The following is a 17,521-nucleotide window of genomic DNA, read 5'->3' on the forward strand; positions in this document are numbered from 1 at the left end:
GGCGTCACCCGAACACCAGCTTGCCCTTCATCACCGACCAGTGGCCGGGGAAGGAGCAGAAGAAGCTGTAGTCGCCGCCCTTGGTGAGCTTGGCGGTGGAAAAGCTGATCTTGGTGCTGGCACCGCCGCCGATGACGGGCGTGGCCGCCAGCACGCGCTCGTCGCCGGGCTTGACGTAGTTGGACGCCACGCCCGCATTCATGCCGGCCAGTGCGACCGAGCGCATGGCTGCTGTCTCGGTCAGCACCCAGTTGTGCCCCATGGCCGTGACCGGCAGCTGACCCGTGTGCTTGAGCGTGAGCTCCACCGTCGTGCAGTCGGCCGCCACCTTGAGCTCGGCCTGGTCGAACTGCATCTGGTCGGTCGAGCCGATGGTGAGCGCGCAGGTCCTGGCCTGCGCGGCGCCGGCCAGCAACAGGCCGGACAGCAAGAGGAACGTCGTTTTCATGGATGCCATTTCCTACCAATCGACGGGGCAGCCCGTGCAGCCCTCGAAATCCACATCGGAGAACACCGCGAAGCGCAGCTTGGTGCCGCGCATCGAGGCGTTGCGAAAGGTCGACGTGCTGAACTTGGTCTCCTGCACGTCGGCGCTGTCCAGCCGCGCGCCCTCGTAGCGGGTGCCGATGGACCAGGCGCCCGAGAGGTTGGCGGCCGTGAGGTCGGCCTGCGCGAAGTCGGACTTGCTCATGCGCGCCGACTCGAAGTCCGCGCCGACCAGCCGGGCCCGCACGAAGCGCGCCTGCGCCAGGTAGGCCTTGCCGAACTGCGCGGCCAGCGCGCTGGCGTCGGTGAAGTCCGCGCCGACCAGGTTGGCCGCGCGCAGGTCGGCGCGGTCCAGGTTCGCGCCGCGGAAGTTCGCGCCCTGCAGGTCCTTGCCCACGAGGTTGGCGAAGCGCAGATCGGCACCGGCGCACTGCGCGCGCGGGCCGGGGGTGCAGGTGGAGACCGTGGTCTGGGCCGCGGCACCCAGGGATGCCGCGAGCGCCGCCACGCCGATCAGGGTGTGCAGCGCATGCATCTCAGACCTTCGGCAGCTTGAAGACCCAGAACGAGCCGCCTTGGGTCACGGTCTTGGTCAGGTCGGCCATGTCGCCACCCCACAGCGGCACGGCGCCGCCATAGCCCGAGGCGATGCCGATGTACTGCTCGCCGTCCTGCTCCCAGGTGGTCGGGATCGCGATGATCCCCGAGCCGGTCTGGAACTTCCAGAGCTCGTCGCCGGTCTTCGCGTCGAAGATCTTCACGTAGCCGTTCGAGGTGCCCGTCACCACCAGGCCGCCGGCCGTGGCCAGCGTGCCGGCCCACAGCGGATAGACCTCCTTCTTCTCCCAGGCGATCTTGCCGGTCTGCGGGTCCAGCGCGCGCAGCGTGCCCACGTGGTCGTCGTGCAGGCGCTTGATGCGGAAACCCATGCCCAGGTAGGCCGAGCCGGGCTTGTAGGCCAGGTGCTCGGCCCAGTAGTCCATGCCCCAGTGGTTGGCCGCGATGTAGAACAGGCCGGTCTCCGGGCTGTAGCTCATCGGGTTCCAGTTCTTTCCGCCCAGGAAGGGTGGCGAGACGAACACCGCCTCGCCCTTGTCCTGGCCTTCGGCCGGCTGCTTGGGGCGCTGGTTCGGGTTCTCGATCGGCCTGCCCGTCTTGAGGTCGAAGCCCTTGGCCCAGGTGATGCCGTCCACGAAGGGGTAGGCCGCCAGCAGCGCCGTGGGCTTGTTCGGGTAGCCCGCGCCCGTGGCCAGCTTGTTCACGTCGGTGACGAAGAAGAAGCCGTTGCGGTCGGCGTGGCCGCCCGCCTTGATGGTCTTGCCGTTCTTGTCCTTGTAGTCGAACAGCACGATCTCGTTGTTGCCCGAGAAGTCCCAGGTGTCGTTGGGCGTGTGCTGGAAGAAGCCCTTGAGTTCGCCCGTGGTCGCGTCCACATAGGCCTGGCCCGAGGTGAACAGGCTGTCGTACTTGGACGGGTCGCCGCCCTGCGGGGTGCGCAGGTTGCCATTCCAGGGCGCGGGGTTGCCCGCGCCGATCACGATGGTGTTGGTCTCGGGGTCGTAGGTGGCGCTCTGCCACGGTGCGCCGCCGCCCTGGCTCCAGGGCTGGACCTTGCCGGTGGCGCTCTTGGGGTCGGCGGGCCAGGAGGGTGCCTTGGGATCGCCCGTGTGGGTGCTGGGCTTGCCGTCCAGCCGGCCCTGGTGGCCCTCGACCAGCGGGCGGGCCCAGACCTCTTCGCCGGTGTCCGGGTCGCGCGCGAACAGCCAGCCGACCACGCCGAACTCGTCGCCCGAGCTGCCGTGGATCAGCAGCACGCGGCCGTTCTTTTCCTTCACCAGCGTGGGCGCGCCGGTCATGGTGTAGCCCACCTTGTGGTCGCCGAACTTCTTGTTCCAGACCACCTTGCCGGTGTCCTTGTTCAGGGCCACCACGCGCGCGTCCAGCGTGCCGAAGTAGACCTTGTCGCCGTAGATCGCGGCGCCGCGGTTGACCACGTCGCAGCAGGGCCGGATGTCGTCGGGCAGGCGGTGCTCGTAGGCCCACAGCTGCTTGCCGGTCTTGGCGTCGAGCGCGAACATGCGCGAGTACGAGGCCGTCACGTAGACCACGCCGTTGTGCACCAGGGCCTGCGTCTCCTGGCCGCGTTGCTTCTCGCCGCCGAACGAGAAGCTCCAGGCCGGCGTGAGCTTGGCCACGTTGCTGCGGTCGATCTGCTTGAGCGTGGAGAAGCGCTGGCCCTTCAGGCCCATGCCGTAGGAGAGCACGTCCTTGGTGCTGGCGTGGTCGTTGGCGATCTCGTCCCAGCTCACGGTGGGGCTGTCGGTCTGCGCGTGGGCGGCGGCGGCCAGCAGCAGGGCTGCGGCGATGGCGATGGTGGTCTTGTGCATTGCGGTGGTCTCCTCGGTGGTGAATCGGTGGTCAGTCGGGCTTCTTGCTGTCGACGTAGCTGCGGATGGCCCAGACGGCTTCCTGCGTGAAGATGTCCTTGAACGGCGGCATGTAGACGCGGCCGTCGCGCGTGCGGCCCTGCACCACGGTGCTGAAGAAGTACTGGTCCATCTCGGCCATGCAGGCCTTGTCGGGCTTCTTGGCGTCGCCACAGTCGGCGTTGAGCTTGCGCAGGTCGGGCGCGATGCCGCCGGACTTGGCCTCCAGCCCGTGGCAGCGCGCGCAATTGGCGTTGTAGGCGGAGCTGCCGATGCGCACGGCTTCGCCGTTCGCGGTGGCCTTGCTGCCCAGTGCGCTGTAGGGGTTGGCGTCCAGCGGCTTGTCGCCGAGCTGGGGCAGGGTGTGCGTGTCCACGGCCTGCGGGGCCATGTCGCCGTGGGCGAACGCGCTGGTGGCCAGGGCCAGGGCCAGCGCCGCGATCAAGGGGCGTGCGGTCTTCATGGTGTGTCTCGTCGTCGTTCGGGCATGCGGCAGCCCAGCCTGGTGCGCCAGGCGTGGGCACAACGGGGTGTCAGCGGCTCAGAAGAAGCCCAGCTTGCTTTCGCTGTAGCTGACCAAGAGGTTCTTGGTCTGCTGGTAGTGGTCCAGCATCATCTTGTGGTTCTCGCGGCCGATGCCCGACTGCTTGTAGCCACCGAAGGCGGCGTGCGCGGGGTACTGGTGGTAGCAGTTGGTCCACACGCGGCCGGCCTGGATGCCCTTGCCCATGCGGAAGGCGCGGTTCATGTCGCGGCTCCAGACGCCGGCACCCAGGCCATACAGCGTGTCGTTGGCGATCGCCAGCGCTTCCTCTTCGTCCTTGAAGGTGGTGACGGAGACCACGGGGCCGAAGATCTCCTCCTGGAAGATGCGCATCTTGTTGTGGCCCAGGAACACGGTGGGTTGCACGTAGTAGCCGCCGGCCAGGTCACCGTCCAGTTCGGCGCGCGCGCCGCCGGTCAGCACGGCCGCGCCTTCCTGGCGGCCGATGTCCAGGTACGACAGGATCTTCTCCAGCTGCTCGCCCGATGCCTGCGCGCCGATCATGGTGGCCATGTCCAGCGGGCTGCCTTGCTTGATGGCCTTCACGCGGGCCAGCGCGCGTTCCATGAAGCGGTCGTAGATGGATTCCTGGATCAGCGCGCGGCTCGGGCAGGTGCAGACCTCGCCCTGGTTCAGCGCGAACATCGCGAAGCCTTCGAGCGCCTTGTCGAAGAAGCCGTCGTCCTTGTCCAGCACGTCGGCGAAGAAGATGTTGGGGCTCTTGCCACCCAGCTCCAGCGTCACCGGGATCAGGTTCTGGCTGGCGTATTGCGAGATCAGCCGGCCGGTGGTGGTCTCGCCCGTGAAGGCGATCTTGCCGATGCGGTTGGACGATGCGAGCGGCTTGCCGGCCTCCACGCCGAAGCCGTTGACGATGTTCAGCACGCCGGGCGGCAGCAGGTCGCCGATCAGTTCGGCCAGCACCAGGATGGAGACTGGCGTCTGCTCGGCGGGCTTCAAGACCACGCAGTTGCCGGCGGCCAGCGCGGGCGCCAGCTTCCAGATGGCCATCAGCAGCGGGAAGTTCCAGGGAATGATCTGGCCCACCACGCCGATGGGCTCGTGGAAGTGGTAGGCGTAGGTCTCGTTGTCGATCTGGCTGATGCCGCCTTCCTGGGCGCGCACGCAGGCCGCGAAGTAGCGGAAGTGGTCGATGCCCAGCGGCAGGTCGGCGGCCATGGTCTCGCGGATCGGCTTGCCGTTGTCCCAGGTCTCGGCCGTGGCCAGCAGCTCGATGTTCTCCTGCATGCGGTCGGCGATCTTGTTCAGGATGTTGGCGCGCTCCGTGGTGGAGGTCTTGCCCCAGGCGGCCTTGGCCTTGTGCGCGGCGTCCAGCGCCAGTTCGATGTCGGCCGCCTTGGAGCGCGGCACCTCGCAGAACGGCTTGCCCGTGATCGGCGTGACGTTCTCGAAGTACTGGCCGTCCACCGGCTCCACCCAGGTGCCGCCGATGAAGTTGCCGTAGCGCTTCTTGAAAGGCACGGCGGTACCGAATTTGCCGGGTTCGAGCATGTCCATTGTTGACTCCGTCTGTCAGTGTTGGCCCCGCGACATGCGGTGGCTGGCCTCAAGGAGTGCAAGCGGCAGGCCCGCATGGATTGGGACAAACACCGGGGGAGTCTCCAGAGGGAGAGCGGGGAATGGCGGGGCGGCGTGGCGCACATTGCGACAGCTGCGCCGCGCAGGCAGCGACGCGCCTGTCGCTGCTTGCGACAGGCCTGGGGATTTCTAGTAGAGGCGGATCGCCACGTCGAAATGCCAGGTGCGGCGGATGTCCACCACGTCGAAGTCGCGCGCCAGCTTGGGCGGGAACTGCGGGTAGTTGGCCTGGGCCCGCACGATGCCGCGCACGGCCTCGTCGATGGCCGCAACGCCGCTGGAGCGCTCGAAGGTGATGGACTCGACCGAGCCGTCGCGGCGCACGGCCACGGTCACGACCGGGGGCTGGTGCGGCTGGCGGGTCATCTCGCGGATCTCGTCGAAACCCATGTTGAGTTCGATCTTGCGGCTCCAGGCGTCGCCGTACAGGCGCAGTTCCTCGTTCGGGTTGCCGCGCCCGAGGATGCGGCCGCGTCGGGCATTGCTCCAGGACGAGGGCAGGTCGGGCGCGGACCGGGCGGCGGCTTCGGCCGCGGCGCGCTGGTCGGCCTCGGCGTTGAGCTGGCGCCCGATGGCGCGCAGCCGCTCTTCGCGCTGGACCTCGTAGGCGCGCGCGGCCTCGCGGCGGGCGGCTTCGCGCTGGGCCGCATCGCTGGGGGCGGGGGCCTGGCGCTGCTCGGCCTGCTGGCGAGCGGCGTCCTGGGCGGCGGCCTGTGCGCGCGCGGCCTCCTGCTGGGCCGCGGCTTCGTCGTGGGCGCTTTGCTGGCGCGCGGCCTCCTGTCGTGCGGCCTCTTGTTGCGCGGCTGCTTGTGCGGCTTCTTGCGCGGCAGCCTGGCGCGCGTTGGCCTGCTCGGCTTCGCGGCGCACGGCCTCTGCGCGGGCTGCCTCCTGGCGCGCGGCGTCGGCGCGTGCAGTGTCCTGTCGGGCTGCTTCTGCCCTGGCGCTGTCCTGGCGCGCAGCTTCCTGCTGTGCGGCGGCTTGCCGGGCCGCCTCGGCACGTTCGGCTTCCTGGCGCAGGGTCTCTGCGCGTGCCGTTTCCTGGCGGGCTGTTTCGGCGCGTGCGGCTTCCAGCCGGGCCGCTTCGGCCCTGGCGCTTTCCTGTTGTGCGGCGGCCTGACGCGCGGCTTCGGCCTGCTCGGCTTCCCGGCGCAGGGCTTGCGCCCGCGCCGCTTCCTGGCGGGCCGCCTCCTGCAGCGCTGCGGCTTGCCGTGCGGCCGCAGCGCGTTCGGCCTCCACCCGCACGGCCTCCTGCGCAGCGGCCTCGGCGCGCGCGGTCTCCTGCCGGGCGGCCTCGGCCCTGGCGCTTTGCTGGCGGGCCAGTTCCTGCTGCGCCGCGGCTTGCAGCGCAGCCTCGGCACGCTCGGCCTCCAGGCGCATGGCCTGCGCCTGGGCGCTTTGCTGGCGCGCCGCCTCCTGCTGGGCCGCTTCGCGCTGCTCGGCCTGCCGCCGGGCCGCTTCCTGGCGCGCCGACTCGGCGGCTCGCGCCAGCTGCTGCGCTGCGGCCAGCTGCTCGGCCGTCTCGCGTTCCTGCGCGAGCCGCGCCGCCTCGGCCTGCGCCGCCTGCTGGCGTTCAGCGTCGTGGCGCTCTGCCTCCTGGCGCTCCAGCGCGGCCACCTGATCGGCTGCCTGCGCAGCCTGTTGCGCAGCGGTTTCGCGGTGCACCGCCTCCTGCTGCGCGCTGGCCAACTGCGCGGCCGCCCGGCGCTCCGCATCCTGGCGTGCCGCCTGCTGCTGTGCCGCCAATGCGGCTGCGCGGCGTTCGGCTTCGCGCGCAGCGGCCTGGGCGTGCCGGCTCGCCCGCAGCGCTGCTTCGGCCTGCCGGGCCGCCTCGGCGCGCGCGACCTGGGCCCGTGCGGCTGCCAGGGTCGCTTCGCGTTCGGCCTGCTGGCGGGCCCGGTCCTGCTGCGCGGCGTCGCTGTCTGCCGAAGACATGGCCACCACGGCGGGGCCGGGTGCATGCGCGGCAGGCGCGGCAGGCGCGGCAGGCGCCGCCACCGGCGCCGGCGGCCGGGCAGCAGGGGGCGCAGCGGCCGGCGCCGTGCCCGTCGCGGTCGGTGCCGGCGGGCTCTCCACGGGTGCCGCTGGCGCCAGCGCTTCGAGCACCACGCGCAGCTCCGGCACCTCGCCGCGCCGCACCTGCCAGGGAAAGACGAGCCCCGGCAGGCCGTACTCGGCGCCGCCGAAGACCAGGCTCAGCAGCAGCGCATGCACCAGCACGGAGCCCAGCACCCCCCGCAGCAGGCCCGTGCCCGGACGGCGCCGGGCCTGGCGCAGCCACTTGTTTTCGATGGAGAGGGAGTCCGCTTTAGCCGACACGTTCTGTGGGTTGCGCCGCCGCGCGGGGAGCGCCGGGGCTGGTGGAGCAGCCGCAAATGTAGTCGCAGCCTTGCCCCGGGAAAGCGCCGAGAAGATTCGCGCTTTGCGACACGCCGCCAGGGCTGTGCGCTTCTACGATGCCGCGCAACCGAGAAAGGCGCCGATGCGAATCCTCCTGCTGCTGTGCACGCTGTTCCTGGCCTTGTCCGCGCAAGGCGCCGACGACCCGCTGCGCTCGCCGCTGTGGAACGGCATGCGCCAGCGCATGCTCGGCAGCGCGGCCGTGGTGTTCGATGCGCGCGTGCAGGTGGCCATGCCGCACAGTGCAGAAGACCCGATGGCCGTGCCTGTGGAGGTGCGTTTCGACGGTCTGGCGGACGTGGACCAGGTGCGCGTGTTCGCCGACCTGAACCCGATCCCGCAGGTGCTGGACTATTGGCCCGGCCGGGCGGGTGGGGCGCTGGCCCTGCGCATCAAGGTCGAGCAGTCGACGCCGGTGCGTGCGGCGGTGCGCACGCGGGGCGGCACCTGGCACGTGGGCGGTGCCTGGGTGGCGGCCGCGGGCGGTGGCTGCACCATGCCCAGCCAGGGCAGCGGCAATGCGGCCTGGCAGGAGCGGCTGGGCGAAGTCTCGGCGCGGCTGTGGCCGCGGCCCGCCGGCGCGAGCCGCTTGCGCCTGCGCGTGGTGCACCCGATGGACACGGGCCTGGCCGGCGGTATCCCGGTGTTCCATGTGGACCAGCTCGCGCTGCGCGATGCCGCGGGGCAGGAGCTCGTGCGGCTGCAACTGCACGAGCCCGTGGCCGAGAACCCCATGCTGAGCGTGGACCTGCAGTACCGCGGTCCCGTGCGCATCGAAGGGCGCGACACGCAGGGCAACCGGATCGCAGCGCAGGTCGTGCCATGAGGCGGATCCGGCAGATCCGCCCCGTGTGGCTGGTGCTCCTGCTGCTCGGCACCGCGGCGTTCGCACGCGACTTTCCCCAGCCGCAGCGCGTGGCCGATGGTGTCTACGTGCTCGAAGGTGCGCGCGAGCACTTCAGCCGCGCCAATGGCGGCGACATCGCCAACACCGGCTTCATCGCCACGCCGGCCGGTGCCGTGGTCATCGACACCGGGGCCTCGCTGCGCTATGGCCAGGCGCAACGCGCGGCGGTGCGGGCGGCGACCGGCCGCGACGCAGTGCAGGTCTACATCACGCACGCCCACCCCGACCATTTCCTGGGCAACCAGGCCTATGCCGACGTGCCGGTCCAGGCCCTGCCGGCCACGGCCGAGCGCATCGCGCAGGGCGGCGACCAGCTGGCCCAGAACCTGTATCTGCTCGTGGGCAGCGCCATGGCCGGCACTGCGGTGCAGGCGCCCGGCGCGCTGGCCATGCCCACGCCCGATGCAGTGGCGTTCGGCGGCCGCCGGCTGCAGCTGATCGCGCTGCAGGGCCACAGCGGCGCCGATCTCGCAGTCTTCGACGAGGCCACGGGCACCCTGTTCGCGGGCGACCTGGTGTTCTTCGAGCGTGCACCGACCACGCCCGACGCCGACCTGCCGGCCTGGCTGGACGCGCTGGACCGGCTCGCGCGGCTGCCCGTGCGCGTGCTGGTGCCGGGCCACGGGCCGGTGGTGCGCGGCCCCGAGGCCATCGCCCAGACCCGCGACTACCTGCTCTGGGTGCAACGCACGCTGCGCGAGGCGGCAGCCCAGGGGCTGGACATGAACGAGGCGATGCGCTTGCAGGCGCCCGAGCGGCTGCGCCGGCTCGCGGTGCTGCAGGCCGAGTGGCAACGCACCGTGATGCACCTGTACCCGGCGGTGGAGGCCGGCAGCCTGCCCAGGCTGGGTCACTGACCCGCGAAGCTGTCGCGCAGAAGGGCGCGCCACCAGGCCTGGGCCGCGCGTGCCTCCCGGGCCCGCTGCGCGGCGTCGCCATCGTCGGCGATGCGTTGCCGCAGCGCCGACATGCGGCCGGCCAGCGCGGCGTAGTCGCCGTGCAGTGCGATGGCCTCCTCGGGCGCCAGCAGGCTGTAGCACTGGCTCTGCAGCTGAGGGGGCGGCGGCGCCGCCTCTCCACGCAGCGCTGCGCAGATGGCCGCGGCACAGGCCAGCGCTGCGCCGTGGGCCGCCATGGCCGACTTGGGCAAGGGGTAGGCCGCGGCGGCATCGCCCAGCACGTGCACGCCCGCGTGGCGCAGCGAGGCGAAACTGTCGGCCTGCACCGGACACCAGCCGGTCTCGTCCACCAGGTCGGCCGCGTGGCACAGCGCAGCGGCCTGCTGCGCCGGGATGATGCAGGCCAGGTCGGGCCGCACGCGCTCGCCGCCGGCCAGGCGGACCTCGCCGCGCGCCGTGTCCACCGCCACGACCTCGCCACCCTGGGCGCGCGGCCACCATTCCACACTGCCGGGCAGCCGCGCCCAGGCGCGCTGGAACAGCGGGCGCAGGCTGAAGTCGTCCTTGGCGTCGGCGACGAGCAGCTTGGCACGCCGCCCCCGCAGCGCCCAGGCGAACAGGCTGGCGCGCTCGTAGGGCCCGGGCGGGCAGCGGTAGGGATGGGCCGGCACCCCGATCAGCACGGTCGCGCCGTCGCGCAGCGCCGCGAAGCGCTGGCGCAGGGCCCGCATCGATGCGTCGCCGAGCCAGCCGTGCGGCATCCGCGCGCTGTTGCCCGCGTCCAGGCCCGCGATGCCGTCCCACACCAGGTCGATGCCGGGCGCCAGCACCAGCCGGTCGGCCGCATGCCAACGGCCCGCGCCGTCGCGCACGCGCAAGCGCACGGGGTCGAGCTCGGCGACGGCCTCGGCGCGCCAGTCCACGCCCAGCGCGGCGAGCCCGGCCGGCGTGGCGGACACCGCCGCCGGATCGCGCAGGCCGGCGAGCATGGCGTTGGCCATCGGCCCTGCCACGAAGCGGCGCCGCGGCTCGAACAGCAGCACCTGCAGCCGCGGCCACAGCCGCTTGAGTGCGCCGGCGCAGCTGGCCCCGGCAAAGCCGCCGCCGACCACGACCACACGCGCGCTGGCCGACGCGCCCGCACTGAAGGCCGGCCCGGCGCTGCACAGCGCGGCTGCCTGGCGCAGGGCGCGCCGACGCTGAAGATCCACCGCCATGGCGCCAGCCTAGCCGCGGCGCCGCCGCAGCGCGACCCGGGGAAAGCGACAGGAAAATTCGCAACTTGCGACAAACCGGCCAGGACGCCGCCCGCTACGATGCCAGCCCGGACCTTGCACAACGGAGACACGCCATGACGGACGCACCCGCCCCGGCCCACCCGCTCGACGGGTGCGATCCGATCGCCCTGGCCCGCGAACTGTTCTTCCGCCAGGGCCGCGAGGCCACCGGCGTCGCCGAGCCCATCGCGCGTTCCTGGCAGCGCAGCCGGCACCTGCCCTGGCAGCACCAAGAGCTCGAGCCGATCACCCAGGGTGAACTCGACGAGCGGCGCGAGCAGTCGCTGCGCCTCCTGGCCTGCGCCCAGCCCGAGCTGGACGGCCTGGCCGAGCACGCCGCCGGCAACGGCTGCGTGGTGATCCTGACCGATGCGAGCGGGCTGATCCTGCACGAGATCGGCAGCCCGGATTTCCTGCCCAAGGCCGAACGCATCGCGCTCAAGCCGGGTGTGGAGTGGTCCGAAGGCGTGCGCGGCACCAATGCCATCGGCACGGCCCTGGTCGAGCGCCATGCCGTGATGGTGCTGGGCGGCGAGCACTACCTGGCGCCCTATGCCCAGCTCGGCTGCGCCGCCGCGCCCATCCTGGACGGCCGCGGCGGGGTGGCCGGCCTGCTGGACATCTCGGGCGACACGCAGCGCGTGAACCAGCATGCGCTGGGCCTGGTGCGCATGTCGGCCCAGCAGGTCGAGCACCGCATGCTGCTGGCCGGCGCCCAGGGCCACGTGCTGCGCTTCCATGCCCGGCCCAGCCTGATCGGCACGCAGCGCGAGGCCATGCTGGTCATCACCGATGGCCGCGTCGTCGCTGCCAACCGGCTCGCGCTGGAGCTGTTCGAGAGCGACTGGGCCGGCCTGCTGGACCGCGACATCCGCGGCCTGCTGGGCCGCGACTGGGGCCGGCTGGAGCACCAGCGCGGCCTGCTGACCCTGCCCGGCGGCCGCCAGATCGCGGGGGTGGTCGAGCGCCTGGGCGCGGCGCTGCATGCGGCACCGCGCCGCCGCGCCAGCGAAGCGCAGGACGTCGGCCCCGATGCCGACCCCGTGGCGCCGCTGCTGGCCAAGGCTGCGCGTGTGCTCGACCAGGGCGTGCCCGTGCTCGTGACCGGCGAGACCGGCAGCGGCAAGGACGTGTTCGCGCGCCGCCTGCATGCGGCCAGCCGGCGCAGCGCCGGCCCGTTCGTGGCGCTGGACTGTGCCTCGCTGCCCGAGAACCTGATCGAGGCCGAACTGTTCGGTTACGAGGACGGCGCCTTCACCGGCGCGCGCAAGCGCGGCAGCCCGGGCCGGGTGCGCGAGGCCGACGGCGGCATCCTGTTCCTGGACGAGATCGGCGAGATGCCGATCGGCCTGCAGAGCCGGCTGCTGCGCGTGCTGGAGAACCGCGTGGTGGTGCCGCTCGGCGGCGGGCGGCCCGTGGCGGTGGATTTCGACCTGGTCTGCGCCACGCACCAGAGCCTTGCGGCCATGGTGCAGGCCGGCCGCTTCCGGGCCGACCTGATGTACCGGCTGGCCGGCTTCACGGCCAGTGTGCCGGCGCTGCGCGAGCGGGCCGACCGGCGCGCGCTCATCGCACGGCTGTTCGACGAACTCGGTGGCCTGCAACGCCGCCTGCGGCTGCGCGAAGAGGTGCTGGACCGGCTCGCCGCGCACAGCTGGCCCGGCAATGTGCGGGAACTGCGCAGCGTGCTGAAGTCGCTGATCGCGCTGGCGGAGGAGGGCGACCAGGTGGGCCTGGACGAATTGCCGGCTTCCCTGCGCGAAGCCATGCCGGCCTCTGCAGCGCCGGCGCTGCCTGCCGAAGCGGTCGACCGTCCCGTTGCAGTGACGGAGTCCCTGCGCGATGCCACCCGGTCGGCGATCGCGCAGGCGCTGGAGGCCAGTGGCAACGATGTGGCACAGGCCGCGCGTCTGCTCGGCGTGCACCGCAGCACGGTGTACCGGCACCTGGCGCGGCGGCAGCCTTAGCAAGGGCGGAACACGGGGTCTGCTTCAAACCCCGACGACGCGCGGGGCCGCAGGGCCATGGCCCAGGGCGCTGCCTCAAACCACGAATGCTGCCTCGTGGTTTGAGGCAGACGTTCTCAGGCTGCGAGCGGGCCCTCGACCACGGGCATGTGCGGGCGGCGCAGCACATGCACGGTCTTGGTCTTGGTGTCGTAGATGAAGTCGGAGATCAGCCGGCGCTCCTTGAGCACGTCCAGTGCCTCCAGCAGGTTGCGGCGAAAACCCGACAGGCAGGTGGCGGTCGATCCGCTGAGGCCGAACAGGGTCTCGACCTTGTAGGGGAACGGCGTCTCGTGGGTGCTGAAGAAGCCGTAGATCCACTGTGCCAGCGGCGTCAAGCCCAGGCGTTCCTCGCCATTGAGCAGGGTGAAGGCATCGGGCTGGAACAGCTCCAGGATGTTGGGGTCGAGGTAGAGCCGCCACTTCTCGCGCGACTTGGAGCCCGCATCGGACCACTCCAGCCGCATGATCAGGTTGCCCGAGAAGCCTTTGCCGTTGGGCTTGTCGACCCAGACCGAGCCTTCGCGCATGCGGGCGATGGAGTCGCGCAGGCGCTTGTAGGTGTCGCCGCTGTTGCCCCAACCGATGGCCACGCCCAGCGAACTGGCCGAGACCTCCACCTGGTCGCCGATGGGCTGCATGCGGGCCAGGTGGACGACCTGCAGCCACACGGTGAGGTCGTCCTGGCGCAGTTCCTTGCCGGTGTAGCGGATCTCCTGACCGGCCACCGAGACGATGACCTGGCGGTCGAAGCTGCGGCGTGGCTTGCGCTTGTCTGCACAGGTGAACAGGGCCGAGCGGGCAAGTGCATTGGGCGCGCCACGCACGCGTTCGCCCCACAGCGGCAGTTGGGTCGGTCCGGCGAGGAGCATGCCGTGGGACTTGCGTTTGGACTTGGGAAGGGTGGCGAGGTCGGTCATCGGGCCGCGACGATAGCAGCCGCCTGTCGTCGCTTGAGGCAGGAGTCTCGTGGTTTGACTCAAGCTGTTCGTGTCTTGAGACAGCCCGCGGTGCCGTCCAGTCCACTTGCGGACCGTCTGGAAGCCCGATCTGTCGTCGGTTGAGGCAGGCTTGTGGCGAACCGGGGCGACAGGCGGGCTGGATCGTGGTTTGAAGCACAGCTGCCTGTCGTGGTTTGACACCGGTTCGACGACATGCGCTATTCGTGGTTTGACACCGTTTCTTGCGCACCCGATCGCGCAGGCCCACGCGCCGGAAACCACCCGGGGCCAGCCCCGGACCCCTTCCGCCATCGATTCCGGCAAGCCGAAATCGACGGCGGCTGCGTTTGCAGATTAAGAATTTGATTCAAAAGAAAGGATTAAAGACCGATTAAAGAGTGATTAGTGGGGCGTCAATACTTGTGCAAGTTATTGATTGGAATAGGAAATTTCGAAAGCCGTCCGATTCATTCGCCGAGTTGCTGCGCCTCATCCGACGAGTGCGGCCGCTTCATCCCGCGATGGGGCCAGCCTCATCCCACGACACGCACTGATTCATCTGCCGAAGGACGGTTCGCGCCGTGGCGTGATTCAAACCCCGAATGGCAGGCACAGCGACCATGCCTCAAACCACGAGCAGCTTGCTGCCCCAGGCGTGCTTCATGCCACGAGAGGCGCTCTGCGACAGCGTGCGTCAAACCACGAGGATCGGCTGCCGTACCGGGGCATGCGGTGATTCGTGGTTTGAGACAGCCGTCGCCCACGGTGCTCCTGGGCCGGTTCAGCGCACCCGCTCGGCGTAGCCGCTGTCGATCCAGGCCGCGGCCCTGTCCGCGCTGAGCTTGAAATCGGCCGCCACGCGGGCCTGGCCCAGGGTCTCGCCCGATTCGTCCTGCGCCGTCAGCACCGCATAGGGGTACTCCTCGTCCGGCACGATGGTCAGGGCCACGCGGATGCGCTCGGAGCCCGCGCCCACGCTCACCTCCTTGTGCAGCCGCGCATGCAGTTGCTGCTCGTGCCGGCGCAGCACCTCGGCCGCGGTCTTCACCAGCGTGTGGAAGGCCGCAGCGTCCAGCGGCTTGGGATTCTTCTTGTCGCGGCCCATGGTCCAGGGGCCGACCAGGGCCGGTTCGGCCTCGCCGCGCAAGGTCATGGACACGGCCCAGCCGTCGTCGTCCTCGTTCTTGATGACCTCGGCGGTCCAGCGCTCGTCACGCCACAGACGGGCTTGCTGGACTGGGCCGTCGGCCGCGGAAGAAAGTGCTTCGTCGTTCATCGCGGCATTGTCCGGCCCGGCTGCAGCCTCCGCGCGCACATGACCGGTATCAAGTTTGACCAGGGTCAAGACCATTGTGTTGATTGCAACGCATGATCTGACGGAAGTTCCCGGTGACGGGTGCTGCGTAGAAGAATGCAGGTCCGCTTTTTACCCCGTGTGCCGTACTTTGTGGCGTCCTGGGCAACGAATGCAGGCACGCGGGCTTTCCTCCGGTTTGTAACAACACAGCACACATGAACAAACTCAAGATCTCCTCGCGCCTGGCTCTTCCGATCGGCATCCTGGTGGTACTGATGGGGGGCATCGGCGCCATTGGCCTGCTGGGCATGGGCCGCACCAATGCGGCCTTCGAAACCGTCTTTCACGACCGCATGGAGCCGCTGCACGCGCTGGCCGAGGTCCAGCGGCTGACGCTGCGCAATCGCATGGAAGCCACCGGCGCACTGGTCGACCAGCGCACCGACGCCACGCGCGCGCGGCTGCAGAGCATGGAGGCCAACACGCGCGAGATCGACAGGCACTGGAAGCGCTACAGGGCCTCGGCCATGACCGCCGGGGAGTCCGAGATGGCCAAGGCCTTCGAGGCCGCGCGCGCACGCTTCCGGGCCCAAGGCCTGCTGCCGATGGAAGAGGCCTTGCTGGCCAGCCGCTACGAGGCGGTGCGCACCGCCACGCTGTCCCTGCTGGCGGGCGGCGTGCCGTTCGCGCTGGTCGTGGGGCGGGTGGTCAGCACCATGCAGGGCATCGAAGAGGGCGCGCGCCGGATGGCCGAGATCATCTCGGTCATCGACGGCATCGCGTTCCAGACCAAGATCCTGGCGCTCAACGCCGCCGCGGAGGCTGCGCGCGCGGGCGGCCTGGTTCAGACGGTCTCGGTGTTCCGCACCGGTGCGGCCGTGCCCGCGCTCCACGCCGCACGCTGACCGATGGTGCAACGGCATCCCGAGGCCCAGGGGGAACAAGGCATCCTGTCGATCGCCGCTGCGCGCAGCATGCAGCGCCAGCTGCGCGATTGCATGCGCGAGGTCAGTGAACTCAATGCCGCGCTGGACGCGCATGCCATCGTGGCCGTGACGGACGCGCGCGGCGTGATCCTGCGCGTCAACGACAAGTTCTGCGCCATCTCGGGCTACGCGCGGGAGGAGCTCGTGGGCAGCACGCACCGCGTCATCTGCTCAGGCAGGCATCCCCAGAGCTTCTTCGCCGAGATGTGGCACTGCATCGCCGGCGGCCAGGTCTGGCATGGCGAGATCTGCAACCGGGCCAAGGATGGCGCGCTGTACTGGGTGGCCACCACCATCGTGCCGTTCCTGGACGCCGACGGCCGGCCCGAGCAGTACATCGCCATCCGCACCGACATCACCCAGCGCAAGCGGGCCGAGGAGGAGGCTCAGCGCATGGCCTTCTTCGACACCCTCACGGGCCTGCCCAACCGGCGCCTCATGCACGACCGGCTGGAGCAACTGCTGGGCCGGACGCGCCGCCACGGCCTGCCCGGCGCGCTGGTGCTGATCGACCTGGACAACTTCAAGGAGATCAACGATACGCTGGGCCACGGCCAGGGCGACGCTCTGCTGCGCCTGGTGGCGCAGCGCCTGCAGTCCTGCATCCGCCGCAGCGACACCGTGGCGCGGCTCGGTGGCGACGAGTTCGTGCTGCTGCTGGGCGATCTCGGCGCCGACCTGTCCGCTGCCACCCTGCGCGCGGCCGACCTGGGCGAGAAGCTGCGCCGCATCCTGGAGCAGCCCTACTTCCTGGACGGCGAGCGCGTGCACGCCGCGCTGAGCGCGGGCGTGGTGCTGCTGCAAGGGCGCGACGAGAGCGTGGACCAGGTGCTCAGCCAGGCCGACATGGCGCTCTACAAGGCCAAGGGCGCAGGCGGCAACCAGGTCTGCTTCTTCGATCCAGCGCTGCAGGCCGACGTGAATGCCCGCGCCGGCCTGCTGGCCGACCTGCGCCAGGCCCAGGCCCGCGGCGAGCTGCGCCTGTACTTCCAGCCCATCGTGCAGGCCGATCGGCAGGTCGGCGGCTTCGAGGCGCTGTTGCGCTGGGTGCATCCGGTGCGCGGCCTGGTGTCGCCGGCCGACTTCATTCCGCTGGCCGAGCAGTCCGGCCTGATCCTGCCGATCGGCCAGTGGGTGCTGGACCAGGCCTGCGCGCAGCTGGCGCGCTGGGCGCAGAGCCCGGCCACGCGCGGCTGGACGCTGGCCGTCAACGTGAGCGCGCGCCAGTTCCGCGATGGCGGCTTCGTGCCCAGCGTGCAGCGCGCGCTGGCCTGCAGCGGCGCCGACCCGCACCGGCTGCGGCTGGAGCTGACCGAGAGCATGCTGCACGCCGACCTGGACGAGACCATCGCCCGCATGGCGGCGCTGCGCCGGCTCGGCGTGCGCTTCGCGCTGGACGATTTCGGCACGGGCTACTCCTCGCTGAGCTACCTCAAGCGCCTGCCGCTGGACCAGCTCAAGATCGACAAGTCCTTCGTCGCCGAGATCACCACAGATCCGGACGATGCGGCGATTGCGCGCACCATCGTCTCGCTGGCCCGCAGCCTGCGGCTGCGCGTGGTGGCCGAGGGCGTGGAGACCGAGGGGCAGTTCGCGTTCCTGCGCCGGATCGGCTGCCATGGCTACCAAGGCTACCTGTTCGCCGCGCCGCAGCCGCTGCACGACGCGGTGCGCAGCGCCGGCGTGGCGCCAGGGGCGCTGCAGTCGCCGGACGGCCTGGCCACACCCTTGCACGCCGCGCTGGAGCAGTGAGCAG

13 protein-coding genes and 2 pseudogenes are annotated in these 17,521 nt (G+C 70.7%); 6 read left to right on the forward strand and 9 right to left on the reverse strand.

Going from position 1 to position 17,521, the window contains the following annotated elements; all coding sequences use genetic code 11:
- Positions 1 to 4: 4 nt before the first annotated feature.
- The 6 genes from azu to ACSQ4M_RS21370 form a co-directional block, all read right to left on the reverse strand.
- On the reverse strand, positions 5 to 448 hold the full coding sequence (gene azu / locus ACSQ4M_RS21345; protein WP_436191424.1) for an azurin: 444 nt from the start codon (positions 446 to 448) through the stop codon (positions 5 to 7).
- Positions 449 to 460: 12 nt separating this feature from the next.
- On the reverse strand, positions 461 to 1,021 hold the full coding sequence (locus tag ACSQ4M_RS21350) for a pentapeptide repeat-containing protein (protein WP_436191425.1): 561 nt from the start codon (positions 1,019 to 1,021) through the stop codon (positions 461 to 463).
- 1 nt (position 1,022) lies between these two features.
- A complete protein-coding gene (locus tag ACSQ4M_RS21355; protein WP_436191426.1) occupies positions 1,023 to 2,873 on the reverse strand; it encodes a methanol/ethanol family PQQ-dependent dehydrogenase in 1,851 nt (616 codons plus the stop codon).
- Positions 2,874 to 2,904: 31 nt separating this feature from the next.
- A complete protein-coding gene (gene pedF / locus ACSQ4M_RS21360) occupies positions 2,905 to 3,375 on the reverse strand; it encodes a cytochrome c-550 PedF (RefSeq protein WP_436191427.1) in 471 nt (156 codons plus the stop codon).
- Positions 3,376 to 3,453: 78 nt separating this feature from the next.
- Complete coding sequence (gene adh / locus ACSQ4M_RS21365; RefSeq protein ID WP_436191428.1) at positions 3,454 to 4,974, reverse strand: aldehyde dehydrogenase; 1,521 nt, start codon at positions 4,972 to 4,974, stop codon at positions 3,454 to 3,456.
- Positions 4,975 to 5,184: 210 nt separating this feature from the next.
- On the reverse strand, positions 5,185 to 7,371 hold the full coding sequence (locus tag ACSQ4M_RS21370; protein WP_436191429.1) for a TonB C-terminal domain-containing protein: 2,187 nt from the start codon (positions 7,369 to 7,371) through the stop codon (positions 5,185 to 5,187).
- Positions 7,372 to 7,534: 163 nt separating this feature from the next.
- Between ACSQ4M_RS21370 and ACSQ4M_RS21375 the strand changes: the two genes are divergently transcribed.
- Both ACSQ4M_RS21375 and ACSQ4M_RS21380 read left to right on the forward strand, forming a co-directional pair.
- Positions 7,535 to 8,278, forward strand: coding sequence for a quinoprotein dehydrogenase-associated SoxYZ-like carrier (locus tag ACSQ4M_RS21375; RefSeq protein ID WP_436191430.1), 744 nt, complete (start codon positions 7,535 to 7,537; stop codon positions 8,276 to 8,278).
- Complete coding sequence (locus ACSQ4M_RS21380; RefSeq protein ID WP_436191431.1) at positions 8,275 to 9,216, forward strand: quinoprotein relay system zinc metallohydrolase 1; 942 nt, start codon at positions 8,275 to 8,277, stop codon at positions 9,214 to 9,216. The genes ACSQ4M_RS21375 and ACSQ4M_RS21380 overlap by 4 nt, the downstream gene beginning before the upstream one ends.
- Here ACSQ4M_RS21380 and ACSQ4M_RS21385 read toward each other — a convergent pair.
- Complete coding sequence (locus ACSQ4M_RS21385; RefSeq protein WP_436191432.1) at positions 9,210 to 10,475, reverse strand: FCSD flavin-binding domain-containing protein; 1,266 nt, start codon at positions 10,473 to 10,475, stop codon at positions 9,210 to 9,212. The genes ACSQ4M_RS21380 and ACSQ4M_RS21385 overlap by 7 nt on opposite strands.
- A 134-nt stretch (positions 10,476 to 10,609) precedes the next feature.
- On the opposite strand from ACSQ4M_RS21385, the gene ACSQ4M_RS21390 reads away from it, so the two are divergent.
- Complete coding sequence (locus ACSQ4M_RS21390) at positions 10,610 to 12,502, forward strand: sigma-54-dependent Fis family transcriptional regulator (protein ID WP_436191433.1); 1,893 nt, start codon at positions 10,610 to 10,612, stop codon at positions 12,500 to 12,502.
- Positions 12,503 to 12,618: 116 nt separating this feature from the next.
- Here ACSQ4M_RS21390 and trfA read toward each other — a convergent pair whose 3' ends face one another.
- Together trfA and ACSQ4M_RS21400 are read right to left on the reverse strand one after the other, a co-directional pair.
- Complete coding sequence (trfA, locus tag ACSQ4M_RS21395) at positions 12,619 to 13,461, reverse strand: plasmid replication initiator TrfA (protein WP_056666384.1); 843 nt, start codon at positions 13,459 to 13,461, stop codon at positions 12,619 to 12,621.
- An 802-nt stretch (positions 13,462 to 14,263) separates the two neighbouring features.
- Positions 14,264 to 14,758 (reverse strand): hypothetical protein, encoded by a 495-nt coding sequence (locus ACSQ4M_RS21400; RefSeq protein WP_436191434.1) that lies wholly within the window; start codon positions 14,756 to 14,758, stop codon positions 14,264 to 14,266.
- A 236-nt stretch (positions 14,759 to 14,994) separates the two neighbouring features.
- On the opposite strand from ACSQ4M_RS21400, the pseudogene ACSQ4M_RS21405 reads away from it, so the two are divergent.
- The 3 genes and pseudogenes from ACSQ4M_RS21405 to ACSQ4M_RS21415 form a co-directional block, all read left to right on the forward strand.
- Positions 14,995 to 15,417, forward strand: a pseudogene (locus ACSQ4M_RS21405) (Tar ligand binding domain-containing protein); the annotation flags it as partial.
- Positions 15,418 to 15,471: 54 nt separating this feature from the next.
- Positions 15,472 to 15,615, forward strand: a pseudogene (locus ACSQ4M_RS21410) (methyl-accepting chemotaxis protein); the annotation flags it as partial.
- A gap of 72 nt (positions 15,616 to 15,687) precedes the next feature.
- A complete protein-coding gene (locus ACSQ4M_RS21415) occupies positions 15,688 to 17,517 on the forward strand; it encodes a putative bifunctional diguanylate cyclase/phosphodiesterase (protein WP_436191435.1) in 1,830 nt (609 codons plus the stop codon).
- Positions 17,518 to 17,521: the final 4 nt, after the last annotated feature.

Source organism: Pseudorhodoferax sp. LjRoot39 (assembly GCF_964253035.1).
In the GTDB taxonomy this organism is placed as follows: Bacteria; Pseudomonadota; Gammaproteobacteria; order Burkholderiales; family Burkholderiaceae_C; genus Pseudorhodoferax.